Annotated in this window: 20 protein-coding genes and 1 pseudogene (1 of these 21 running past the window's edge); 6 read left to right on the top strand and 15 right to left on the bottom strand. The window is 71.1% G+C overall.

What is annotated here, in order from left to right; genetic code table 11:
- From QZV97_RS00865 to QZV97_RS00845, 5 genes and pseudogenes are all read left to right on the top strand, one after another.
- Window positions 1-338: pseudogene (locus tag QZV97_RS00865) on the top strand (NAD(P)/FAD-dependent oxidoreductase) (it extends 733 nt beyond the left edge of the window).
- Complete coding sequence (locus tag QZV97_RS00860; RefSeq protein WP_295636816.1) at window positions 335-814, top strand: hypothetical protein; 480 nt, start codon at window positions 335-337, stop codon at window positions 812-814. The pseudogene QZV97_RS00865 and the gene QZV97_RS00860 overlap by 4 nt, the downstream one beginning before the upstream one ends.
- A gap of 76 nt (window positions 815-890) precedes the next feature.
- Complete coding sequence (locus QZV97_RS00855) at window positions 891-1,604, top strand: alpha/beta fold hydrolase (protein ID WP_295636811.1); 714 nt, start codon at window positions 891-893, stop codon at window positions 1,602-1,604.
- Between the two features lie 221 nt (window positions 1,605-1,825).
- Window positions 1,826-3,139, top strand: coding sequence for a hypothetical protein (locus QZV97_RS00850; protein WP_295636808.1), 1,314 nt, complete (start codon window positions 1,826-1,828; stop codon window positions 3,137-3,139).
- Between the two features lie 48 nt (window positions 3,140-3,187).
- Window positions 3,188-4,048: a DNA adenine methylase gene (locus tag QZV97_RS00845; RefSeq protein WP_295636805.1), complete on the top strand. Its 861-nt coding sequence runs from the start codon at window positions 3,188-3,190 to the stop codon at window positions 4,046-4,048.
- A 423-nt stretch (window positions 4,049-4,471) separates the two neighbouring features.
- On the opposite strand, the gene QZV97_RS00840 is transcribed toward QZV97_RS00845, so the two are convergent.
- From QZV97_RS00840 to QZV97_RS00770, 15 genes are all read right to left on the bottom strand, one after another.
- Window positions 4,472-5,443 carry a Tim44 domain-containing protein gene (locus QZV97_RS00840; protein WP_295636801.1) on the bottom strand — a complete coding sequence of 324 codons (972 nt, stop codon included), beginning with the start codon at window positions 5,441-5,443 and terminating at the stop codon, window positions 4,472-4,474.
- A gap of 72 nt (window positions 5,444-5,515) precedes the next feature.
- Entirely contained in the window at window positions 5,516-6,460 is a 945-nt protein-coding gene (locus QZV97_RS00835; RefSeq protein ID WP_295636798.1) for a TerB family tellurite resistance protein, read from the bottom strand.
- Window positions 6,461-6,528: 68 nt separating this feature from the next.
- Entirely contained in the window at window positions 6,529-7,032 is a 504-nt protein-coding gene (locus tag QZV97_RS00830) for a tetratricopeptide repeat protein (RefSeq protein WP_295636794.1), read from the bottom strand.
- An 83-nt stretch (window positions 7,033-7,115) separates the two neighbouring features.
- A complete protein-coding gene (locus QZV97_RS00825; protein ID WP_295636791.1) occupies window positions 7,116-7,862 on the bottom strand; it encodes an anti-sigma factor in 747 nt (248 codons plus the stop codon).
- A complete protein-coding gene (locus QZV97_RS00820) occupies window positions 7,859-8,443 on the bottom strand; it encodes a sigma-70 family RNA polymerase sigma factor (RefSeq protein WP_295636788.1) in 585 nt (194 codons plus the stop codon). Before QZV97_RS00820 ends, QZV97_RS00825 begins: the two co-directional genes overlap by 4 nt.
- Window positions 8,444-8,494: 51 nt before the next feature.
- Window positions 8,495-9,760 carry a hypothetical protein gene (locus QZV97_RS00815; protein WP_295636784.1) on the bottom strand — a complete coding sequence of 422 codons (1,266 nt, stop codon included), beginning with the start codon at window positions 9,758-9,760 and terminating at the stop codon, window positions 8,495-8,497.
- Window positions 9,761-9,791: 31 nt separating this feature from the next.
- The gene (locus QZV97_RS00810; RefSeq protein WP_295636781.1) at window positions 9,792-10,841 is read right to left on the bottom strand and encodes an alpha/beta fold hydrolase; all 1,050 of its coding nucleotides are present in this window, start codon (window positions 10,839-10,841) and stop codon (window positions 9,792-9,794) included.
- Entirely contained in the window at window positions 10,841-11,893 is a 1,053-nt protein-coding gene (locus QZV97_RS00805) for a hypothetical protein (protein ID WP_295636778.1), read from the bottom strand. The genes QZV97_RS00810 and QZV97_RS00805 overlap by 1 nt, the downstream gene beginning before the upstream one ends.
- Window positions 11,890-14,172: an FAD-binding protein gene (locus QZV97_RS00800; RefSeq protein ID WP_295636776.1), complete on the bottom strand. Its 2,283-nt coding sequence runs from the start codon at window positions 14,170-14,172 to the stop codon at window positions 11,890-11,892. The genes QZV97_RS00805 and QZV97_RS00800 overlap by 4 nt, the downstream gene beginning before the upstream one ends.
- Window positions 14,173-14,197: 25 nt before the next feature.
- On the bottom strand, window positions 14,198-14,524 hold the full coding sequence (locus tag QZV97_RS00795; protein ID WP_295636773.1) for a DUF805 domain-containing protein: 327 nt from the start codon (window positions 14,522-14,524) through the stop codon (window positions 14,198-14,200).
- Between the two features lie 50 nt (window positions 14,525-14,574).
- Window positions 14,575-15,939: a TolC family outer membrane protein gene (locus QZV97_RS00790; RefSeq protein ID WP_295636769.1), complete on the bottom strand. Its 1,365-nt coding sequence runs from the start codon at window positions 15,937-15,939 to the stop codon at window positions 14,575-14,577.
- A gap of 163 nt (window positions 15,940-16,102) precedes the next feature.
- On the bottom strand, window positions 16,103-16,756 hold the full coding sequence (locus QZV97_RS00785; RefSeq protein WP_295636766.1) for a protein-L-isoaspartate O-methyltransferase: 654 nt from the start codon (window positions 16,754-16,756) through the stop codon (window positions 16,103-16,105).
- A gap of 50 nt (window positions 16,757-16,806) precedes the next feature.
- Entirely contained in the window at window positions 16,807-20,001 is a 3,195-nt protein-coding gene (locus QZV97_RS00780) for an efflux RND transporter permease subunit (protein ID WP_295636763.1), read from the bottom strand.
- Between the two features lie 15 nt (window positions 20,002-20,016).
- Entirely contained in the window at window positions 20,017-21,210 is a 1,194-nt protein-coding gene (locus QZV97_RS00775) for an efflux RND transporter periplasmic adaptor subunit (protein WP_295636760.1), read from the bottom strand.
- Window positions 21,207-21,890: a TetR/AcrR family transcriptional regulator gene (locus QZV97_RS00770; protein WP_295636757.1), complete on the bottom strand. Its 684-nt coding sequence runs from the start codon at window positions 21,888-21,890 to the stop codon at window positions 21,207-21,209. Before QZV97_RS00770 ends, QZV97_RS00775 begins: the two co-directional genes overlap by 4 nt.
- Before the next feature lie 198 nt (window positions 21,891-22,088).
- On the opposite strand from QZV97_RS00770, the gene QZV97_RS00765 reads away from it, so the two are divergent.
- Window positions 22,089-23,714: an HlyD family efflux transporter periplasmic adaptor subunit gene (locus tag QZV97_RS00765; protein WP_295636754.1), complete on the top strand. Its 1,626-nt coding sequence runs from the start codon at window positions 22,089-22,091 to the stop codon at window positions 23,712-23,714.
- Window positions 23,715-23,722 lie beyond the last annotated feature (8 nt).

Here is a 23,722-nt window from a genome sequence, read left to right as displayed (position 1 = left end):
ACCTCGGCGGCCAGGCGCGCTTTGGCCCCGACGTGCAGTGGCTCGACGAAGGCACGACCGAGCAGGACCTGGACTACCGCGTGGACCCGCAGCGCGGCGACAGCTTCTACGCCGAGGTGCGCCGCTACTGGCCGGCGCTGCCCGACGGCGCCCTGCAGCCCGCCTACAGCGGCGTGCGACCCAAGCTCGGCGGCCCCGACGACGCGGCGAGCGACTTCCGCATCGACGGGCCCGCGGAGCACGGCGTGCCCGGGCTCGTCAACCTGCTGGGCATCGAGTCGCCGGGGCTCACCTCGTGCCTGGCGCTGGCGGCCGAGGTAGCGGGGAGGGTCGAATGAACGGCCCGCGCTGGTTGCGATTCAACATGAAGGCGCTGCACGACATCGCGTCGATCGCCTACGGCGGCGCGCTGGCGGCCTGCCTCGTCATCAACCAGGTCGCCGACCGCGCGTCGCCCGCGGACTTTGCCGCGGCCCGGCAGGTGTTTGCCGCGATCGCGCAGTACCTGCTGGTGCCGTCGATGGCCGTCGTCGTGGTCAGCGGCCTGATCGCGCTGGCGGCGACGCAGGCCTACAAGGACGCCGGCTGGGCCTGGGTGAAGGCGCTGCTGGGCCTGAGCGTGTTCGGGGCGACGCTGCTGGTCGTCGCGTCGGGTCAGAAGCAGGCGCAGCTGGTGGCGGCAGTCGCCGATCCGGCCGTGCTCGACTCGCTGCTGCGGTCCGAGCGCAACACGCTGTGGCTGCTGATCGTGGTCAGCGTGGTGAACGTCGTGCTGGCGGTGTGGCGGCCGAAGCTGATGGTGAAGGTGCGCTGAGGCGCGGCAAAGCATCATCATGGGCGGGTCACGAAGGCCGAGCTTCCGCACCGCGCTGCTGGCCGCGGCGGCGGCCATGCTCACGACGACCGCCGCGGCCCAGCCTTCGGCGCCGGCGCCCGTGCAGACGATGGTGCAGGCACTCGACGGCCACCGCGTGACGCTGGACGTGTACCCCGCCACCGGCTCGCCGCGCGGGGCCGCCATCCTCTCGCACGGCTTCACACGCAGCCGGCGCACGCTGGCGGGCCACGCGCAGGCGCTGGCCGATGCGGGCGTGCTGGCCTTGGCGCCGGACCTGCCCTGCACCTTCGACTTCCGCTGCAATGGCCGGGCGATCGCCGCGCTGGTGGAGTCATTGCGACGCGGCGGCACCTTCGGCAAGCCGGTGGAGAAGGTCATGCTCGTGGGCTTTTCTGCGGGCGGGTTGTCCAGCCTGCTGGCGGCGGACACGCCAGGCGTGGTCGGCTTCGTGGGGCTGGACCCCTTCGACCGCACGATGGCCGGCGAGACCGACCGACTGGGCCTGGCGGCCGCCGGCCGGCTGCGCACCGAGGCGCTGCTGCTGCGCGCACCGCCGTCGCGTTGCAACGCCGACAGCGTGGCCGCCCCCTGGGGCGCCGCGCTGCCTGCGCTGTGGCGCGACGAGCTGATCGTGGGCGCCTCACACTGCGACTTCGAGTCGCCCACCGACTGGATGTGCCGCCTGGCGTGCGGTGACGCCGACCCGGTGCGCCAGCAGCGGGTGCGGCAGGGGCTGCTGGACGCAGCGGGACGCTGGATGCCTTGATCCGGCCGGCCGCGAGGTCTCTGGGTTCAGGTGACCTGCTGATGCATGGTTCGTCTGGTTGAAGGCCGCTCTGCAGCGTGTGCAGACGCTGGCACTGGCGACCCAAGGGACCGATCACGTGCAGCAAGCAGACGCGCGCAGGCTCAGCGCCCCTGCTGTGGCGCACAATCGGCCGCGATCGAAAGCGCACCGGCGCACGGATCGCTAGGGAAGGGGAGAGGATGGTCACGAACAAGACGCAAGGCGAGCGCGTCGAAGTTGCTCTGTCGCGCCTGCACTTGGACCCGCAGAACCCGCGGCATAAGCCGATCGAGGACGAGGCGAAGATCATCGCGCAGCTCTTCAAGTCGGAGCGCGTGATGTCGATGGCCAGGGACATCGCGAAGAAGGGAGGCATCAGCCCTCTCGAAACGATGGGTGCGATTGAACTAGAGGACAACCCCGGACACTACGTCGTGCTCGAGGGCAATCGGCGCACCGCGGCCTTGAAGGTGCTCAAGGACCCGAAGAAGGCACCGACGTCGGCCGCGAGAACTGCGCTCGAGGTGCTCGGTGCGACGCTTCCGGTCAAGTTCTCGATCGTCGTTTTCAAAGACCGAGAGAGCGCGCGGCAGTGGCTCGAACTGCGGCACCTGGGCCAGCAGGATGGCGTCGGCACGCGCCCCTGGGACACAACGCAGAAGGCGCGCTTCGCCAAGGGGGCGTCTCCTGACAATCTTGCGGTCGCGATTCTCGATCGAGCGGAGGCGGGCGGGTGGATTGACTCGGGGATCCGCGCCAAGATCCCCGTCACAACGCTGACGCGGTACCTTAGCAATCCAGTGGTCCGTGCTGCCATGGGACTGGGGCACCGGGGAGAGTTGCTGTTCACACACGACCCGGACGAGGTTGACGTGGCCCTGAAACGCTTTGTGCTGGATGCGGCTCCCCGTCGTGATCCGGACGATCTGCCACCGGTGAATTCGCGGTCGGACCAGAGGGCCCGCGTGGCCTATGCCGGATCGCTTCAGGCTGACGGCGTCTCGCCGCGAACACTACTGCCCTCGCCGGTGACACCACCGCCCGCGGCGCCAACGTCGCCTCCGAAGAAGCGCGGCCCGCGTCACCCAAGCGATCGCCCGACGGTCATTCCTTCCGACTTCATCGTGACCCACCCGAACAAGCCGTTGCGTCGGCTCGTGGATGAGCTGCGCAGGGCGAAGCCCGATGAGAACTTCGAGTACGCGGCCAACTACCTGCTGCGTGCAGTGTTGGAGTGCGTCATGGTGTTGTTCGCCAAGAAGCGCGGTGTGTATCAGCCGAAGATGGCTGACAACTTGCTGGTCAAGGTGTGCATGGAGAAGCTTGAGGCCGATGGCTGTACGCAGGGGCAACTGAAGAACATGCGCATAGCGCACTCCAGCAAGGACCACGCGACCAGCCTCGACACCCTCGGTGCGGCTGTTCACGCCGCCCACCTGCCGACGCGAAAGGGCTTGATCGCGGTTTGGGACAACTGGGAGGAGGCCGTCAAGCTGATGCTCGATCGGCTGTGATCTTGGCCTCTGGCCAGCAGCGCCCGTTTTCGCTACCCTCCGCCGCCAATGCCCACCACCGATTCCCCTCTCAGATACCCTGGCGGCAAGACACAGCTCGCACCGTTCGTGACCGAGCTGCTGCGGGTTAACGACCTCGCGCAAGGCATCTACGCCGAGCCGTTCGCTGGCGGTGCCGGCTTGGCCTGGCGCCTTCTCTTTGCTGGGCACGTTGCCGAACTGTGGCTCAACGACATCGACCCGGCGATCTTCTCGTTCTGGCACGCGGCCCTGAACAACGCAGACGATCTTTGCGAGCTCGTAGAGACGACGAGCATCGACATGGACCAGTGGTACCGGCAGCGAGCCGTCTTCCTGTCGTCCCGGCCGAAGCGCGTAAACCTCGCATTCGCGACGCTCTTTCTGAATCGCACGAACCGGTCGGGGATCGTGAGCGGCGGCGTCATCGGTGGCAAGGACCAGACCGGCAACTACAAGCTCGACTGCCGGTTCAACCGACAGGAGCTGATCGCGAAGATCCAACGAATCGCGAGCTATCGCGACGCCGTGACGCTAAGCCGCTTGGACGCCGGCGAGTGCATTCCGAAGTGGGCCGCAGCGCTGCCCCCGCGCTCGCTGATGAACATCGATCCGCCGTACTACGTGCAGGGCCAAGAGCTCTACGTCAACTTTTATGCACCGGACGACCACGCGCGACTCGCTGCCACTATTCGGCGACTGAAGTGTCGATGGATGCTGACCTATGACGACGTGCCGGAGGTCCTTAAGCTCTATCGAGGGTTCCCGGTGTACCGCAAGGGCCTCATCTACTACGCGCAGGTCAAGCGCAAGGCGAATGAGCTGCTTGTGCTTTCGCCCTCGTTGACTGCGCCTCCGGCATTGCGTGGCCAATTGAAAGCTGCCGCGTAGGCGAATCGCGAGACGGGGGCAAGTCGGCGGATGCGCGCGGCGCCAGCCTCGACGAGCGCGGAAGCCTTGGCAGCGTAAAGCAAGGGACGTCTACCGGCTTGGCATCACGGCATCGTCGAGAGACGCGCACAGTGCCGGATCTATTTGCACTGAATGTGACGTTCGAGCGGCGGGGGCCATGCGGTGCGTTGGTTCGCCGATCGGTGAGGGCAGGCCGTTGAAGCGCCGGCTTCGCACACCGCGGGGCCGGGGTACTCCTACGTACCGAACGACAGATGGCCGCCGCCGCAGCTGATCACGCCGCAAGCCGCAGATGATTCAGGTCACTCTGCAGCCGCCACCCGCGACCAAACGATCCTTCCGCCGCAGGTGCAGCCAGTCGACTCGACCGCCGATACCGACGGCATCGCGCCGTCGGTGCCCTCACGCCGTCTGCTGAATCCCCGCAATCGCCCAGTTGCGGCTGCCGTCGTCGGGCTTGGTCAGGTGCCAGAGTTCGTCGAAGTCGCTCGCGGCGGTATCGCTTTCTTCGCGCACCAGGCCGTGGAAGCGCACGCTGACGACCTGGCGGCCGTTCTCCTGGGTCACATCGATGACCTCGGCGTCGATCTTCAGCACGTCGGTGCGCTGGGTCGTGGCGCCGCGCTCCTGCAGGTCGAGCCGGATCGCCGCAAAGAGCTCGGGCGTCGTGAACTCGCGCAGGTCGTTCAGGTCGCCGGAGTCGTTGGCCGCCTGGAGCCGGATGAAGATCATCTTGGCGATGCGCTCGAAGCCGGCGGTGTCGAAGTCGGCGGGGACCGACGCGGTCGCCGCCGTGGCACGCGGCGCCAGGCCTGTTGCCATCGGTGCTGCAGCGCCGATCTCATCGGCGCGCCGCTGCAGCGGCTGCTCTGCGGCGGCTGCTGCCGGCCACGGCCGCGCCGGCGTGCCTGCAGTGCCCGCCGCACCTGCACCCTGCATCGCCAGCTGCCCCGCCGGTTGTCCCCCGGCAAAGCGTCGCAGCATCCAGCGGATCACGAAGACCGCGGCCACCGCCAGCAGCGCCAGCATCAGGAAGTTGCCGAAGGCCTCGCCCAGGCCCAGATGGCTCATCAGCGCGGCGATGCCCAGGCCCGCGGCCAGGCCGGCGATCGGGCCCATCCAGGACCGCTTCGGCGCCGCCGCGCCGGCAGCTGCCGCGCCGGTGGCGGCCGGGGCCGCCGCCTGGGTCGGCGCGGGCGCGTCGGCCTGCGCGGGCTTGGCCGGCGTCGCGTCCGGCGTGCGCGGCGGCAGCTTGCGCTGCATGCCCGCCGAGCCGCCGCCGCCAAGGCGCTTGGCCTCGGCGCTGCCGGGCGCCAGGGTGGTGGTGGCAAACACTGCTGCAAGCAGGGCCGGTAGCAACCAGTTCTTCGTCATCGTCGTCTTCCTGATGGGATGTTCCACGGCCTCGGGTCTGCGGGCGAGCCTATCAGACCATGCGGCGGCGCCTCACCGCCCCCGCACCATCGCCAGCAGCTTGCCGGTGTCCAGCGTGCGCGCCTTCTCCTGCATCTGCGGCAGGTAGCGGCCCTGCAGGCCCTGCGCCTCGCTCATCACCGACGCGTAGGCGTCCTTCAGCATCTGGGCCGAGAGGACCCGCCCGCCCGCGTAGTAGCGCTTGGCGACGTGGCCCAGCGCGTAGGTCGACGCGAAGCTCATGCCCGAGCTGACCGCCTGTTTGCCCAGGCCGCCCAGCAGGCCGCCGCCGACACGGCCCAGCAGTCCGCCCAGCAGCTTGCGGCCGGCCTGCTCCAGATACTGCGAAGTCAGGCCGACGCCGGCGGTGGCGAGGAAGTCCTTGACGTGGCCGCTGTCGAGTTCGTAGCCGTGGGCCTTGCCGATGCCGTACACCAGCCGCATCTGCAGCGGGATGATGGCCATCGTCGACAGCGTCTCGGGCAGCAGCTCGAGCGCGCCGTTCAGGATGGCGGCGTCGAGGATGGACTTGTCGAGGGCGGCCTGGTCGACGCTGGCGGTCGCGGGGGTCGCTGCTGTCGTCGCGGCCGACGCCGCCAGCGGCGCGGCGGCGATCGCCTCGGCCTGCTGCGAGAACTCGCGTGCCGACGTGCCCGCCAGGCCCAGCGACCGGCCCAGCTCGGACAGGAAGTCCTGCTCGGCCTTCGACTGCACGCCGTCGGCGTCGCACACGCACACCGCCATCTCGTAGGCCAGCTGGCGCGACTCGTCGCGGGTCAGCCAGGGCAGCACGGTCGCCAGCGACACGCGCTTCATCAGCACGTCCTGGTACAGCGTGGGCAGCTGCACGCCGTCGGCGCCCGACAGGCCCTCGGCGATGCGCTTGATCTCGGCGCGCTCGCGTTCGTGCTTGTCGCCGTCGACGAAGGCGGCGAGCAGCGACACGGTGAGGATGGCCTGGGTCTCGGAAGCAGTCATGCGGCGGACGGTGCGGGTGGGGGACCCGGTTCGTCCGCCGCCGGGGGCGAAGGTTCCCCTCGGGTCGGTCAGTACATGGAGACGGCCTTGCTGCCGCCGGCCTTGTAGCCCTCGACCGACTTCTTCAGCGCGGTGTATTCGCTGCACGGCAGGAAGCAGGCCTTGTCCAGCGCGGCCAGTCGCTGCTCGGCCTGGGGCAGCTTGCCCGTCATCAGGTACAGCTCGCCGGAATACGCCAGCGCACCGCGGTGCTTCGGCTCGATGCGCAGCGCCTCGTCGTAGTAGCGCTCGGCGGCGGCGACGTCGGGCGTCTTCGCCTTGCGGTGGCTGTAGCCCATCAGGTTGTTCCAGTCGGCGCTGGCGGGGTCGTTGACGCGCTTGAGCTCGTCGATCGCGGCGGTCCACTTGCCGTCGGCGATCAGCGCGCGCGCCGGTCCCAGCTTGTCGGCCGGCGTGGCCGGGCCGGTGTCGGCGGCCAGGGCCGTGCCGGCGACGGCGAAGGCCAGGGCGGTGGTGGCGACCAGATTGGCGACCGGGTGGGCGATCGGGCGAGAGAAGGTGCTGCGCTTCATGAGGATCTCCTTGGGTGGGCAGACACCCCTCGGTGTCCTGCTGCCACTTACGGACCGACCCTGCGGTTCGGACGCAGCGGCCGCTACCAGAGCTTGACGCAGTGGCCCTGCAGCACGAAGGCGCCGCTCGGCGTGTCGCCCGGCTTCGCGGCGGCCGGCTCGACGCTGACCGCGAGCTGCGACACCTTGAAGAACAGCTTCTCCGAGCTGTCGGTCAGGGCCAGCGTCGCCGGGCCGGTGGCGGGCACCACGCCGACGGGGAAGGGCGGGCTGCCGTCCGCTGGCAGCGCCCACAGCTGCGCGACCTGCCCGGCCGGCACGGCCAGCGGCTGCAGCAGCTTCACCGTCAGCTGCCTGCCGTGTCGACGCGAGCTGGCCAGCACCGCGGGCTTGCCGGCGCCGTCGAGCAGCAGGCCCACATAGCTGGGCGGCAGGCCGTCGCGTTGCGGCTCCAGGTCGGCCAGACCGGGTTGCAGGCGCAGCACCAGCACGCACAGCAGCACGCCGGCCAGCGCGCCGCCGAGCGAGCGGCCCGACAGCAGCGCGCCCAGCCAGCTCCAGGCCGACGACCGCGAGGGCGGCGCGGCGGGCGCCGGGGCGCCGGCGAACAGGCGCTGCTCGAGCGCCCGCCACACCGACTCGCGCGGCTGCATCGGCGGCATGTGGGTGGACAGCTGCGCCAGGCGCCGTTGCCAGACGCCGACCGCCAGCATCGCCGCGGGGCTCTGCTGCAGCACGCGGTCAAAGCGGCGCCGCGCGCGCGGGCTCAGCGTGCCCAGCGCGTGCTCGCGCGCCAGCCGGTCCAGGCGTTCGGGCAGCAGGTAGTTCATGCGGCCGTCACCCCGGCCGCCTCGAGGCAGCCCTTCAGCTTGTCGAGCCCGCGCCGCACCCAGGCCTTGACGGTGCCGAGCGGCGCGCCCAGCGACTCGGCGATCTCGGTGTGCACCATGCCGCGGTAGTAGGCCAGCGCCAGCGCCTGGCGCTGCGAGGCGCCCAGGTCGGCCATGCAGCCGTCGATGCGGAGCTTGACGAGGTTGTCCTCCAGCAGGCGCTGCGGTTCGAAGGACGCGTCGGCGGCGAGGTTCATCGCCTCGTCGTCGAGCGCGCCGGTCGTCGCGCGCTCGGTCTTGCCCGAGCGCAGCTGGTCGATCGCCTTGTTGCGCACGATGTTGATCAGCCACGTCATCGGCGTTGCCACCGAGGCGTTGAAACCGGCCGCGTTGTGCCAGACGTTCATGAAGGCTTCCTGCAGCACCTCTTCGGCGCGCTCCTGCTGACCGGATATACGGAAGGCGACGCTCAGGAGATGCGAGCAGGTGGCGCGATACAGCAGCTCGAAGGCCGCGCGGTCGTGCAGCGCCACACGCGCCAGCCAGCGGGCGAGGTCTTCGTTGGTGGTCGCGGCGGCCATGGCAGGGCGGGTGGGCGGCAGGGCGCGAGTTTAGGGCCGGGCGCGAGGCGTTCAGCGCCGGGCCTGGATCGCATCCAGGCAGGCGTCGGCGTCCGCCGAGGCTTCCGCGGGGTCGATGAACCACGCGGGCCGGAAGGCCTCGCGCGGCGTGCCGCGCACGTGCAGCAGCTGCTCGGTGCCGATCTCGATGCGGGCTCCCGAGGCCTCCAGCACGATGTTCTCCATGGCGCCCAGCAGGTGGCCCAGCGGCGAGCCGACGGTCGTCGCGCCGAGCGCGTCGAAGCCGATCATCATTCCTTCGCCCATGCTGCCGGTCCAGCGGCCGCCGACCGCGAAGACGCGACCGGGGTAGTAGGGCGCGGCCGGCAGCACGTACTCCATGAACTTGCGCGGCGCGCCGTGGCGTCGCGCTTCCTCGGGCACGACGTGCAGCTGGTAGGGCATCTCGCTGCGCACGAAGTGCCCCATGATCCCGCGCGCGACGGTCGTGTTCCCACCGCTCGGCGTGTTGCGCAGGTCGATCACGAACGTCGATGCATCCAGCAGCGACGGCAAGGCGGCGCGGAAGGCCCGGATGGTCTCGAGCCGGCCCAGCGAGTTGTCGAAGCGCACGACCGCCAGGTCGCCGTCGCGCCGGACGTTCACCGGTGCGCTGGCGGCGACGCGACGCGCGAGTTCGGTCGTGGGGCGCAGGCTGAGCGGGCGCTCGACGCCGCCGGACTGCGACGTGAGGCGACGCGGGGCCGTGCCGCTGCCCGCGAGGGCGAGGTTGAGCCCATGGTCGATCTGGAGGCGCGACAAGGACGCCAGCGGCCGACCCAGTATCCGCTCGGCCGCCACGCGCACCGGCACGCCGTTCACGTCGACGACGGCGCTCCCTGGCGCGATACCCTGTCGCGCGGCATCGCTGCCGGCTCGCACGGCGGCTACGAGCACCTGGTCGCCGACCAGGCCGACATGCAGGTCCGATCCGGTCGGTACGAGTTGCGGGTCACCGGGCGTCCACGGGCCGACGTTGAAGTGAGGGTCCGCGAAGTTGCGGGCCGCCCGCTTCAGCACGGCGACGAAGCGCTCGCGCGAGGTCGCAGTCAGGGCGACGGCCTCGAAGTGCCGCAGGATGCCCTCGCCGTCGACACCGTCGCGCTCGAAGTAGGCATAGCGCATCCGCAGCAGCTCGGCGAACTCGGCCCAGGCCGCGCGGGGGTCGAAGCCGTCGGCGCGGCGGGCCGCGGCCAGCGAGGGCATCAGCAGCAGTGCCGCCGAGCCTTGCAGCAGCGCGCGGCGGGCACGCGGATCGTCGCGGGTCGTGGCGGCCATGACGGGGAACAGTGCCGGCACCGGCGGCGCTTCAGGGCGCGCCGGCCTTCGGCGCGGCGACGGCCTGCAGCAGCGTGCGCGCAAAGGCCTCGGGCGCCTCGATGTGCGGGATGTGCCCGACGCCCGCGATCACGTCGAGCCGCGCGTCCGGCAGCCACCGCTGCAGGGCCTGGGCCTGGGCCAGCGGCGTGATGCTGTCCTGGTCGCCCCAGATCAGGCGCAGCGGCAGCTTGCGCTCGGCCGACCACGCGGCCAGCGCCTTCGGGTCGAGGCTGCGCGCCGGCTCGCAGCTGGCGCGCGAGAAGGCCAGGGCCCAGTCGGCCAGGCCCGCACTGAAGTCGATGCGTCGCATCGGCCGCTGGTAGGCCGGCACGCGCGCCGTGTCCACGGCCTCCTTGCGGTGGACGAACTGCGACAGCAGCCAGGGCGTGAAGCGCGGCTGCGTGGCGATGCCACCGACCAGCGTGCGCCGCAGCGCACCGACGGCGAACACGCGGTCCATCGTGCCTTCCGGCTCGCACGCGGGCGGCTCGCCGGCGGGGCCCAGCCCCAGCGCCGGGTCGACCAGTACCAGGCGGCCCAGGCGCGTCTTGTCCTGCAGCGCGGCCTCGAGCGCCGGCCCGGCGCCGAAGGAATGCCCGACCAGCACCACGTCGCGACCGCCGAGCGCATCGACGACGGCCAGCAGGCGCCGCGCCTGGGCCGTGCGCGTGTAGTCGGCCGGGCTCGCCGCGACGTGGCTCAGGCCGAAGGGCGGCAGGTCGACGGCGACGACGCGCCAGCCGGCCGCGGCCAGCGCATCGGGCAGCTCGAACCAGGTGCCGCTCCAGGCGCCGGTGCCGTGCACCAGCAGCAGCATCGGCCCGTCGGCCGGCCCCCATTGCTGCACGAAGACCGAGGCGTCGCCCGCATTGATCCAGCGCCCGCCGACCGGGGCCAGGCGTTCCGCCGGCTGGGTCTCGCGCTGCGACCGCAGCTGTTCGGCCAGCAGCAGCACGGCCGACAGCAGCAGCGCCAGCAGCGCGATGGCCGCCACCAGGACGCGCAGCAGCCGGGGCGCGGGCGCGCGGTGCTTGCGCATCAGAAGTCGTAGACGTGCTCGATCGCCGACGGCCCCAGCGCCGACTCGGCCTGGCGCAGCAGCGCGGCGAGCTCCGGCACCGGCGTGGCGAGCACGACGCGGCGCGTGCCGGGGCGGGTCAGGATGGGCTGCGTGAAGAGCGTGCGCACCGCAGCGCTGTCGGCGCGCCAGTCGTCGGGCACCAGCAGGCTCACGACGATGTCGCCGCGGTTGCCGGCCACCTCGCGGAAGGCGATGCCCTGGCCGGCGAGCCAGCGGCTGTAGGCGGTGAAGGCCTCGTAGCGCGGGACCGTCGCCAGCACGGCGTCGCTGCCGGCGGGGGCGGCGAGCGGCACATAGTCGGGATGCGCCGCGTCGGCCGCGGCGGCCCGGCTCAGCACGACCGCGGTGACCGGCTTGGGCGCGTCGTAGATCGACTGCGTGCCGAGCTTGATGAGGCGCGCGTAGCCCTCCTTGGCCAGCAGCTCGGAGCTGAGCGCGAAGCGCCGCTCCCAGCGGCGCACCGTGTCGGGTCCGCTCCAGGGCACGTCGGACCACAGCGTCTTCAGCTGCGACCAGAAGTCGAACAGATACCAGGGGTCGATGCGGATGAAGTCGACGTAGGCCTGCGCGTAGGCGGCGGCGAAGCGCTCCTCGGGCAGCGGCGCGTCGCTCGACTTCATGGCCTCGGCCAGCCGGCCGATGGTGTGTTCGTACAGGCCCTTCAGGCCGTACTCGACCGTGGTGCTGGTTCCGATCACCATCACCATCAGGTGGTAGCCGCCGTTGAAGGGGTACTTCGAGATCTCGTCGCCGACGGCGCGGTAGCTCTGCCAGAACTGGCCGATGTGCGAGAACAGCGGAAAGCCGCTGGGCGCACTGCCGCGGCCCAGGTAGGCCGCGTACTCGGCCGGGCTGTGCACCAGATACCACTCGGGGAAGGTCAGGAAGGTCTGGTCCGGCGTGCGCCGGTGCTCGACGGGCGTCAGCGACCCGGCAGCGTCGGTCGCGGGAGTCTGCGGAGTCGCCAGCGACGAAGCCACGAGCAGGGCGGCGGCCAGCGCGCGCTTCATGCGCGCGCCTCGCGGCGCGGCGTCGCCGTGTCGGTCGCCTCGCCGCGGCGCGTGAAGCACAGCAGCGTGTTGTCGGTCGGGTCGTTGTCCTGCAGCACGCGGTGGCCGGTGTCGTCGAAGCCGGCGGCGTCCAGTCGCGCGACCCAGGTCGTCACCGGCTCGAAGTAGCGCAGCTCGGCGAGGTTGGTCTCCCAGGTCTCGCCGAGTCCGGCGTTGAAGACCGTGTGGGCCAGCGACACCAGCGCGCGCATCGGTTCCTGCCGGACGTCGTGGTCGCGCACGATGAACTTGCCGCCCGGCCGCAGCACGCGCGCGACCGAGGCGAGGAAGGGCTTGAGCTTCTCCTCGGTCATGTGGTGCAGGCCGACGTAGCAGGCGACGAGGTCCAGGCTCGCGTCGGCGATGGTCCCGGGCAGCGGCGTGTAGTCGCCCAGGTCGATGTGGCGGCCGAGCTTGCCGATCTGGCCGCGCTCCATGATGTCCACCGGCGAATAGCTCGGCGGCTTCTCGTCGATGAAGAACAGCGGGCCGGTGAGCTGGAGCTGGCGCGCCAGGCCGCGGTAGTAGCGCGCCTTGGAGCCGATCTCGGCGTAGCCGTCGAAGCGGCGACGCCCGTCGAGCACGCGCAGCGTCTGCGCCGTCATCTCGGCCTTCTGCTTGAAGAGCGAGGGCAGCGCATAGCTCAGGTCGGCCAGCGGCGGCTTGATGCCCGCGAGCTCCTGCTGGATGTAGCGGTAGACGCTTTCCTCCTCGCGGTGCAGCTTGCAGGCCTCGCGGATCAGGTGGTGGAAGCGGTCCTCGGGCACGGTGCGGAACACGCTCTGCAGGAAGCGGTAGAAGGCGTCGGACAGCGGCACGTCGCCGAACACGCGGTGGAACTCGCTGGGCGCGGCGGCGGCGGCGGCCGCGGCCGCGGCCGGCGTCGAGCGGTCGAGCCAGGCGCGGTAGTACTTGTCCCAGAGCACGTTGGTGAAGCGGAACTGCGGGTCGACCTCCCACTTCAGCGCGAACAGGTCCCTGGCCTTCGGGTAGGCGCGGTGGAACTGCTCGGCCGTCGCGTGCGGCTGGTAGGGCAGGTAGTAGGTGCCGCCGACCGACAGCACCGCGTCGATGAGCTCGCGGGTCCACACGCCGACGCGGCTCTTCGCGTTCTCGCGCGTGCGCTGCTTGTGATACAGCACGAAGGCGAAGGTCTCGACCGGTGCCCAGGCCAGCGTCGTGCCGTGGTCGGGCATCGCATGGCGGATCGAGATGTTGAGCGCGTTGACGCGATGGCGGTTCAGGATCGCGGCCATCTTCGCGACGAAGTCCTCGAGCCGCTCGACGGGCACGAAGTACTCCTGCAGCACGTAGGTGCGGTGCAGCCGCGTCGGCGGCTCGAGCTCGGCCACGTCGTAGCCGGCCTCGTAGTTGCGCCAGTGGACCTTCTTGCGCAGGTAGAGCAGCGGGTCGATCAGCTTCTCGCGGCGCTGCTTGCCCAGCGGCGTCTCGGAGACGGCCCACAGGAAGTACTGGTGCAGCGGGTAGGACTTGCGCGGTACCTGCAGGTGCGCCGAGGTCGTGGCCTTGCGGTCGGTCTCGACCCAGGTCACCGAGCGCACCGTGCCGTAGTGCGGCGCGTACAGGTCGGCGTTGTGGAACACCGCCTTCGGGTTGTTGCGCACCGTGTCCTTGAAGTGCGACCAGTACTGCGCCAGCGGCATCACCGCGTCGGTGCGCAGCACGCGCCTGTTCTCGGCCAGGTCGAGCTCGATCTCGACCACCACGCCGAGCGCGCCGTAGCCGCCGATGGCGCCGAAGAAGAGCTCGGGGTTGCTCTCGCGGCTGGCCTCGACCAGCGTGCCGTCGTGCAGCACGATGCGGATCCGCCGCACCGACAGCACCAGCGGCCCCAGTCCCACGTAGCGCCCGTGGCAGTTGACGCCCAGCGCCCCGCCGACGGTGAAGTTGGCGTAGGTCTGCATGATCTTCACCGCCAGGCCGTGCGGGTCGACGAAGCGCTGCAGGTCGCACCAGCGCACGCCGGCCTGCACGACGACGCGCCGGTCGTCGGGCGAGAACGAGACGATGCGGTTCATGGCGCGCATGTCGAAGTGCAGGCTGCCGGGGCTGGCGGTCTGCCCGCCCATGCTGAAGCGCCCGCCGCCGATCGACACCGGCCCGCTGGTGCGGCGCAGCGCCTCCTGCACCTCCTCGATCGTCGACGGCGCGACGATGGCCATCACCCGCACCGGGTTGAGCTGGGTGACGTCGTTGACGACGTGGTGGTTCGTGCTCATGCGGCCCTCCCTCGTGCCGGACCGTTCAGACGGTCCTGTAGTCGATCGCCCGGCGCTCCCTGCGGGAGCCGAGCAGCGCACAGTCGATCAGCAGCCACAGCGCGCCCAGCAGCGGCACGGCGGCCAGCAGCAGCCACCAGGCGGAGCGATCGCGGTCGTGCAGCCGCCGGCCCCAGACCGAGACCAGGAACAGCGTCGTCGCCGCGGCGGCCAGCAGGTCCCAGGGCGCGCCGGGGGTGCGGGCGGCGGCGATGCACAGCGCCAGCAGCAGCGGCAGCACCAGCAGGTGGCGCCACCAGAAGCCGAGACGGCTCAGTCGACCGAGGGGCAGGAACTCACGGACGATCGGCATGGAGGCGATGACGGGCGACGCGCACGACGGTGCGCGAGCTTATCAGCGGCTCAGGGGGCCAGCTGGCGGCTCACGTTGACCACGTCCTCGGGCTTGAGCGTGCCGGTCGCCTGGCGCAGCCGCAGGTTGCCCAGCAGCACGTCGTAGCGGGCGCGCGCCAGGTCGCGCTGGGTGGTGAACAGCTGGGTCTGCGCGTTCAGCACGTCCAGGTTGACGCGCACGCCGACCTTGTAGCCGAGCTGGGTCGCCTCGAGCGCCAGCTTGTTGGACGCCTCGGCGGCCTCGAGCGCCTTGACCGAGGCCTCGCCGGACTGCAGGCTCGAGAACGCCTGGCGCGTCGCCAGCGTCACGCTGCGGCGCGCGGCCTCCAGGTCGTTGCGCGACTTCTCTTCCAGTGACAGCGTCTCCTTGACGCGGTTCTGGATCGAGTAGCCGGCGAACAGCGGCAGGTTGAGCTGCACGCCGACCTGGGCCTGGGTGGTGTTGCCCGACAGGCCGGTGCTGGTGTTGCGGTTGCTGTGGCTTTCGCCGACCGAGCCGACCAGCGCGACGGTCGGCAGGTGGCCGGCGCGCGCCTTGGTGGTCTCGAGCTGGGCGATGTCGTAGCCGAGCTGGGCCTTGCGCACGCTGGGCGAGTCGACGCTGCGCGAAACCCAGTCCTCGGCGTTGGCCGGGGTCACCGTCGGCAGCTGGGCCGGCAGCAGCAGCGGACGGGGTTCGACGCCGGCGCGGCCCACCAGCTGGTCGAGCGCGATGCGCTTGACGCGCAGGTCGTTCTCGGCGGCGATCTCCTGCGCCAGCGCCAGGTCGTAGCGGGCCTGGGCCTCGCGCGTGTCGGTGATGGTGGCGGTGCCGACCTCGAAGGCGCGCTTGGCCGATGCCAGCTGCTCGGCGATGCCGGTCTTGTTGGCGCGCGTCGTGCCCAGCGCGTCCTGCGAGGCCAGCACGTCGAAGTAGGCCTGGCTCAGGCGGATGATCAGGTCCTGCTCGGCCAGCGCCAGGTCGGCGGAGGCGATCACCAGGTTCTTCTCGGCCTGGTCGATGCTGACGCTGTTGGGGCGGTTGAAGAGCGACTGCGAGGCCGAGATCGACGCGCCGGTCGTGGTGCTGCCGCTGCGGCCGAGCGAGGTGTCGGTCTCGCTGCGGGTGCTGCTGGCGGACAGGCCGACGTTGGGCCGGTTCAGCGCCTTGACCTGCTCGTTGCGGTATTGCGCCGAGTCGGCCAGCGCGCGCGCCGCCAGGTAGGTGGCGTCGTAGCCGCGCGCCGCGTCGTAGAGCTCCTGCAGGCTCTGGGCGCGGGCACCGGCCGCGGCGGCAATCAGCAGCAGGGCCGGCAGGCCGGCGCGCAGCAGGCGCTGTGCGCGGGGACGGCGTTGCACGGCGGGCGTCACGCGAAGCGGAGGGCGCAGGGACATGGTGGGTCTTTCCTTCGTGGGGACTATGACGGTCAGCAAGAGGCGCCCTCGTGGGCCGCCGCGCCGGGGTTGTAGCCGGCCGCGGCGCAGGCCGCCAGACGGCATGCGACGGGCTGCATGCCGGTGCCGCCGTCCTGCCGGAACGCGGGCATGAACGGCATCTTCAGAACACGAACCGCGAAGGCTCGGACACGCCCTCCAGCCGGGGCGCGACGGTGTCGAACAGTTCGACGCGCCGGAAGGCCCGGGCCGCGGTGCGCGTGACGAGCAGGGCCTGCATCACCGGCTCCTGGCCGACGATGGCGGCGAGGCGTCCGCCGACGGCCAGCTGGTCCAGCAGGACCTGCGGCAGCTCGGCCACCGACCCCGACAGCAGGATCACGTCGAACGGCGCCTCGGCCGGCAGGCCGCCCGCGCCGTCGGCGCTGCGCACCTCGGCGTTGACGACGGCGGCGCGCTGCAGGTTGATCAGCGCCTGCTGCGCCAGCGCCGGGCGGATCTCCAGGCTGATGACCTGCCGCGCCTTGTGCGCCAGCAGCGCGGCCATGTAGCCCGAGCCGGTGCCGATCTCCAGCACGCGCTCGTGGCGCTGCACCGCCAGCTCCTGCAGCAGCCGCGCCTCGACCTTGGGCGCCAGCATGCGCTGGCCTTCGCCGATCGGCAGCTCGAGGTCCATGAAGGCCATGCCGCGGACCGCGGGCGGCACGAAGTCCTCGCGCCGGACCAGGGCCAGCAGCGACAGCACCGACGAGTCCAGCACGTCCCAGGGCCGGATCTGCTGCTCGATCATGTTGAAGCGGGCTTGTTCGATGTTCATGCAGGTCTCGCAGGGCAGGGTGTCGCAGGGCGCGGCATTCTATTTCGGGGCTACTTGGCGGGGCCGGGCTGGGCCGCCGACCCGCTGAGGGGCCGGGCCGGGCTGCGACCGCCGAAGCGGCGCTTCGCCCACGCGGCCAGGTCGTCGAGGTAGCAGTAGATCACCGGCACGACCACCAGCGTCAGCAGCGACGAGGTGATGACGCCGCCGATGACCGCCTGGCCCATCGGCGCGCGCTGCTCCGAGCCTTCGCTCAGCGCGAAGGCCAGCGGCACCATGCCGAAGATCATCGCCAGCGTCGTCATCAGGATCGGGCGCAGGCGCACGCGGGCGGCGTGCAGCAGGGCGTCCTCGCGTCCCATCGGCGCGTGCTCGCCCGCCGCTCCGTGCGTGCCTTCCCGCGAACGGATCGCGAAGTCCACCAGCAGGATCGCGTTCTTGGTCACCAGGCCCATCAGCATCACGATGCCGATGATGCTGAACATGTTGAGCGTCGAGCGGAAGAACAGCAGCGCCAGCACCACGCCGATCAGCGTCAGCGGCAGCGAGCTCATCAGCGCCAGCGGCTGCAGGAAGCTCTTGAACTGGCTCGCCAGGATCATGTAGATGAAGACCACCGCCAGGCCCAGCGCGCCGACGGCGTAGGCGAAGGACTCGTTCATGTTCTTGGTCGAGCCGCCGAAGCTGTAGCGGTAGCCGGGCGGCCAGGCGATGCCGTCGAGCACCTTGCGGATCTCGGCCGAGACCTCGCCCGAGCTGCGCCCGAAGGCGTTGGCGTCGATGTTGATCTCGCGGTTGAGGTCGCGGCGGTTGATCTGGTTGGGCCCGGTCGACGGCGTCACGTCGGCCACCTGCGACAGCCGCACCACGCGCGGCGAGCCGTCGGCGGCAGCGCTCACGTTCAGCGGCAGGTGCTGCAGGTCGGACAGCGCGACGCGCTTGTCGGGCGTGAGGCGCACGTTGACGTCGTAGTTCTCGCCGTCGGGCGCGCGCCAGTTGCCGACCGTCGTGCCGGCCACCAGCGTGCGCAGGCTGGTCGCCAGCGCGTTGACGTTCAGGCCGGCGTCGGCCGCGGCGTCGCGCTTCATGGCGATCGCGACGGTCGGCTTGTCGGGCTTGAGCGTGCTGTCCAGGTCCACCAGGCCGGGGATGTCGCGCAGCTTCGCGGTGATGATCTTCGACAGCCGCTCCAGCTCGGCCAGGTCGCTGCCCTGGATCGAGAACTGCAGGCTCTTGCCGCCGCCCAGGTCGGTCTGCCCGATGTTGGTGACGGTGATGCCGGGGATGCGCGACAGCCGCTCGCGCAGCGGCACGGCCAGGTCGGTCACGCTGCGGCTGCGGTCCTTGCGGTCGACCAGGCGCACGTAGACGGCGCCGTAGATCTTGCCGAGCGCCTGGCCGCTGTTGATCGTGGTCACCGTGTACCTGACCTCGGGCATCTCGCGCAGCACCGCGTCGATCTGCTTCGCGCGCTGCTCGGTGACCTCGAGCGAGGACCCGACCGGCGTGTAGAAATTGATCTGCGTCTCGGAGAAGTCGGCCTTGGGCACGAACTCGGCGCCCAGCACGGGGATGATGAAGAAGCTGCCGACGAAGGTGGCCGCCGCGACCGCCAGCGTCGCCAGCTTGTGCGCCAGCGACCAGCGCAGGATGCGCCGGTAGACGTCGGACAGGCCTTCGGTGAAGCGGTCGAAGGCGTGCGTGATGCGGCCGATGGTCTTGTCGTACAGCGTGACCGGCGGGCCTTCGTGGCGGCCATGCGCCTGGGGGTCGTGCCACACCGACGACAGCATCGGGTCCAGCGTGAAGCTCACGAACATCGAGATCAGCACCGCCGCGACGATGGTGATGCCGAACTCGTGGAAGAACTTGCCGACGATGCCGCCCATGAAGCCGATGGGCAGGAAGACCGCGACGATGGACAGCGTGGTCGCCAGCACCGCCAGGCCGATCTCGTTGGTGCCGTCGAGCGCCGCCTGGTGCGGGCTCTTGCCCATCTGCACGTGGCGCACGATGTTCTCGCGCACGACGATGGCGTCGTCGATCAGCAGGCCCACGCACAGGCTCAGCGCCATCATCGTGATGGTGTTGATCGTGAAGCCGCAGGCGTACATGAACAGGAAGGTGCCGATCAGCGCGATCGGCAGCGTCAGGCCGGTGATGACGGTCGAGCGCCAGGAGTTCAGGAACAGGAAGACGATCAGGATCGTCAGCGCCGCGCCCTCGATCAGCGTGCGCTTGACGTTGGCGACCGACACCCGGATCGAGCGCGAGTTGTCGCGGTTGACCTCGAGCTTCACGCCCGGCGGCGTCACGTCCTGGGCCGCGGCCAGCGCGCGCTGCAGGCCGTCGACTACCTCGATGGTGTTCTCGCCCTGGCTCTTCTGGACCGACAGCAGCACGGTGCGCTGGCCGTTGTAGAGGGCCAGGCTCTCCAGCTCGGCCGGGCCGTCGACCACGTCGGCGACCTGCCAGAGCTTGATCGGCACGCCGCCCTTGCGCGTGACGACGATCTCCTTGAAGTCCTCGGGCGTCTTCATGCGCGCGTTGATCTGCACCACGCGCTCCTGCTCGCGCGAGCGGATCGCGCCCATCGGCAGTTCCTGGTTCTCGCTGCGCACGGCCGCGACGACCTGGTCGACGCCGACGCCCAGCGCCTCCAGCGCGGCCGGCTTCAGGTAGACGTTGATCTCGCGCTCCAGGCCGCCGATCACCGACACCGCGCCGACGCCGCGCACGTTCTGCAGGCGCTTCTGCAGCACCTGGGTGGCCCAGGTGGTCAGCTCCTGGGTGGAGCGCTTGCCATCGTCGGACAGCACCGCGACGTTGAAGATCGGCTGGCTGGCCGGGTCGAAGCGCGAGACGCGCGGCTCCTCGACCTCGTCGCGCAGCAGCGGGCGGATGCCGGCGACCTTCTCGCGCACGTCCTCGGCGGCCTTGCGGCCGTCGACGTCGAGGTTGAACTCGACGATCACGACCGAGGTGCCTTCGTAGGAGCGCGAGTACAGCGAGTTGATGCCGGCGACGGTGTTGACCGCCTCCTCGACCTTCTTGGTGACCTCGCTCTCGACGATCTCGGGCGAGGCGCCGGGGTAGTCCATCGCGACCACGACGGTCGGAAAGTCGATGTTCGGGAACTGGTCGACCGACAGGCGCTGGTAGCTGAAGAGGCCGAGCACCACGAAGGCCAGCATCACCATCGTGGCCATCACCGGGTTGGCGATGGAGACGCGGGTGAACCACATGGCCGGGACTCCGCCTCAGCGCGCGGCCGCGGCGTTGGCCGAGCCGGACGCCGTCGCGGCCGCTGCCGTCGCGCCACCGGCCGGCGCCGTCAGCCGCACCAGCGTGCCTTCGCGCACGCCGCCGACCGTGCCGCGCAGCAACCGGTCGCCGTCGGCCAGGCCCTCGGTCACCTCGACCAGCGCTTCGCCGCCGTCGGGGCTGCTGCCCCGCGCGCCGAGGCTGACGAGGCGCTGCACCACCTTGCCGTCGATCACCGCCAGCGCATAGGGTCGCGCCTGGTCGACGCGCAGCACCGCCGCCGGCACGGCCAGCGTGGTCTTGCGTTCCAGCGCGATGCGTCCCTGGGCGAACAGGCCCTGGCGCAGGCCCGGCTGGGGATCGACGCCGAGGTAGACCATCACGGCGCGCGTGCCCGCCTGCGTGGCCGGGTTGATGCGCGCCACGCGGGCCGTGACCGGCGCGGCGATGCCGTCGACCTGCAGCCGGGCCTCGGCACCGATGCGCACCGCGCCCACGTCCTCGGGCGCGAGCGCGGCCTCGATCTCCAGCCTGGAAAGGTCGACGATCTCGACGATCCGCGCGTCGATCGCGACCCGTTCGCCCGGCTGGACCAGCCGCTGCGACACCCAGCCTGCGATCGGCGCGCGCAGCACGGTGTCGTTCTGCGACTTGCGCGCCAGTTCGGCGGCGGCGTTGGCGGCCTGCAGCGCGGCGCGGGCCGCGGCCGCGTTGGAGACGGACGTGTCGAGCGCGTTCTTCGAGATGAAGCCCTGGTTCACCAGCGCGCGGTTGTTCTCGAGCGCGCGCTCGGCGATGTCGAGCTGGGCCTGGGCCTGGGCGGACTGCTCGCGCGCCTGGCGCAGCTTCCACTCGTACTCGGTGGCATCGAGCCGGCCCAGCACCTGGCCGGCGACGACGCGATCGCCCTCGCGCACGTTCAGCTGCTGCAGCTCGGCGGCGACCTTGGCCTTGACGACGGCCGAGTTGACGGCCTTGATCGCGCCGGTGATCTCGAGCGACCGGACCAGCTCGCGCCGGCTCGCCGTGGCCAGGTCCTCCGGCGCCAGGTCCAGCGCGACCGGCGCCGCGCTCGCGGCAGCGGCCGCGGCGGCGCCGGCAGCCTTGCGTGCCAACAGCCCGCGCCCCACCGCGGCGGCCAGCAGCAGGACCACCAGCAGGCCGATGCCCCACTTGAGCGAGCGCTTCATTTCTTCTTGCGGCCGGCGGCAGCGCGCGGCAGCAGGCCGTTGAGCACCAGGTCGAGGTGGACCGCGATCAGCCGCTCGGGCGGCGCGCGGTCGTGCATCGCCGGGCAGGCGCCGATCGAGTGCTTGTGCAGCATGATGAAGAGCATGGGCGCCATCAGCGCGTGGATGACCTCGTGCACCGGCACCGGCCGGAACTCGCCGCGGTCGATGCCGCGCTGGATCACCGAGGCGAGCATGCGCTCGGCCGGCTGGATCACTTCCTCGACGTAGAAGGCCGCGATGTCCGGGAAGTTGCGCACTTCCGAGACGATCAGCTTGCAGATGCCCGAGGCGCGCGTCTCGCCGATGCGGCGCCACCACTCGTGCATCAGGTAGGGCAGCAGTTCGGCGGTCGGGCCCTCGAAGCCGCGCACGATGTCCTCGCCCTCGGCGATCTCCTGCGAGATGTTCTCGCGGATCACCGCCTTCAGCAGCTCTTCCTTGCTGGGGTAGTAGAGATAGAGCGTGCCCTTGGAGACGCCGGCGCGCGCCGCCACCTCTTCCGAGCGCGTCGCGGCGAAGCCCTTCTCGACGAACAGGTCGAGCGCGGCATCGAGCAGCTCCTGCGGGCGGGCTTCCTTGCGGCGCTGGCGGGCGGTCGGTGCGGGCGGGGGCGGCGTGGTGCGGGCGGTACGGGGCATGGGCTTACTGACTGATCAGTCAGTAATGTAGCTTCCGGGAGCAGGGGGGTCAAACCGCGGGCCTTGACCTGCGTCAGGCCGCGAGCATGCCTGCCCGCCGCGTTGCCCGCGCGTGGCGGGCGTGGCGCAGCGGTAAAGATCGATGAAGATCCCCTTGGAAGACGGCCTGCCGTGGGCCGCTGCCTAGAATCGCGCCGCATGAAACGCAAGGTCTGGATGCTCGTCGCGCTGCTGCTGGCCCTGGGGGCGGCCGGCGCGACATGGTGGTTCGCGCGCGGCGACGACGGCGCGCCGAAGTACCGCACCGCCAAGGTCGAGCAGGGCCCGCTGCAGGCCGTGGTCGCCGCCGGCGGCACGGTCAACCCGGTGCGCCAGGTCAGCGTCGGCAGCCAGGTGTCGGGCCAGATCAAGGAGCTGTTCGCCGACTTCAACACCGAGGTCAAGGAAGGCCAGCTGATCGCGCGCATCGACCCCGAGAGCATCCAGTACCGCGTGCGCCAGGCCCAGGCCGACGTCGATGCGGCGCGCGCCCAGGCGCTGCAGGCCCAGGCCAACGTGGCGGCCGCGCAGGCGGCGGTGTCGCGCGCGCGGCTCGACGCCGACAACGCGCAGCGCGACCTGCTGCGCAAGCAGGAGCTGCTGGACAAGCAGTTCATCTCGCAGGCCGACTTCGAGACCACGCGCAACCTGGCCGGCACGCTGGCCGAACAGCTGAAGGTGACGCAGGCCCAGGCCGAGGTCAGCAAGGCCCAGGCGATCAGCGCGCAGGCCACGGTCTCGCAGCGCAGCGCGGTGCTGGCACAGGCCAACGTGGACCTGGCGCGCACCGAGATCCGCTCGCCGGTCAGCGGCGTGGTCGTCAAGCGCAGCGTCGACGTCGGCCAGACCGTCGCCGCCAGCCTGCAGGCGCCCGAGCTCTTCATCATCGCGCGCAACCTCAGCGACATGCAGGTCGAGGTGGCGATCGACGAGGCCGACATCGGCCGCGTGCGCGCCGGCCAGCCGGCCAGCTTCACCGTCGATGCCTTCCCGACCCGCACCTTCGAGGGCAAGGTCACGGCGGTGCGCAAGGCCGCCCTCAACACCAACAACGTCGTCACCTACACGGTGGTGGTCGAGTTCGCCAACAGCGGCCGCGGCGGCACGCAGCTGCTGCCCGGCATGACGGCGAACGCCCGCATCGTGACCGACACCCGCGAGCAGGCGCTCAAGCTGCCCAATGCCGCACTGCGCGTGCGCCTGCCCGGCGTGGCCGAGCCGGCCGCGCCGGGTGGATCGCGAGGCGGCGCGGCGTCGGCGCCCGCGGCCCAGCCCGCACCGCCCGACGGCAACGCGCCGGCCGCGCGCCCCGGCAATCCGCTGCAGGCCTTCCGCGACGGCCTGGCGACGCAGGTGGGCCTGAGCGCCGAGCAGCTGGAGAAGGTCGATGCCATCACCGCCGGCCTGCGCCCGCGCTTCGCCGCGCTGCGCGAGCTGCCGGAAGAAGAGCGCGGCAAGGCCGCCGATCGCGTGCGCGCCGAGCTGCGCGCCCAGGTCGCGGGCCTGCTGACGGCGGAGCAGAAGCCGAAGTACGAGCAGTTCATCGCCGAGACCACCGAACGCCGTGCCGGCGCCGCCGGCGGCGGCGGCAGCACGCGCGGTCGCGTCTACGTGCTGGACGACAAGGGCCAGCCGCAGGCCGTGGCCGTGCGCCTGGGCATCAGCGACGGCAGCATGACCGAGCTGCTGGGCAGCAGCCTGAAGCTCGGGCAGGAGGTCGTGACCGGCACCATCGGTGCGACCGGCGCGGGCAACCGGCCGGGCGGCCCGCGGCCGCTGTTCTAGGAGCCGGC

This window comes from uncultured Methylibium sp. (assembly GCF_902826655.1).
GTDB lineage: Bacteria > Pseudomonadota > Gammaproteobacteria > Burkholderiales > Burkholderiaceae_C > Methylibium.
Note: the sequence above shows the minus strand (reverse complement) of the source record. Positions and strands in the feature narration are given on the sequence as shown.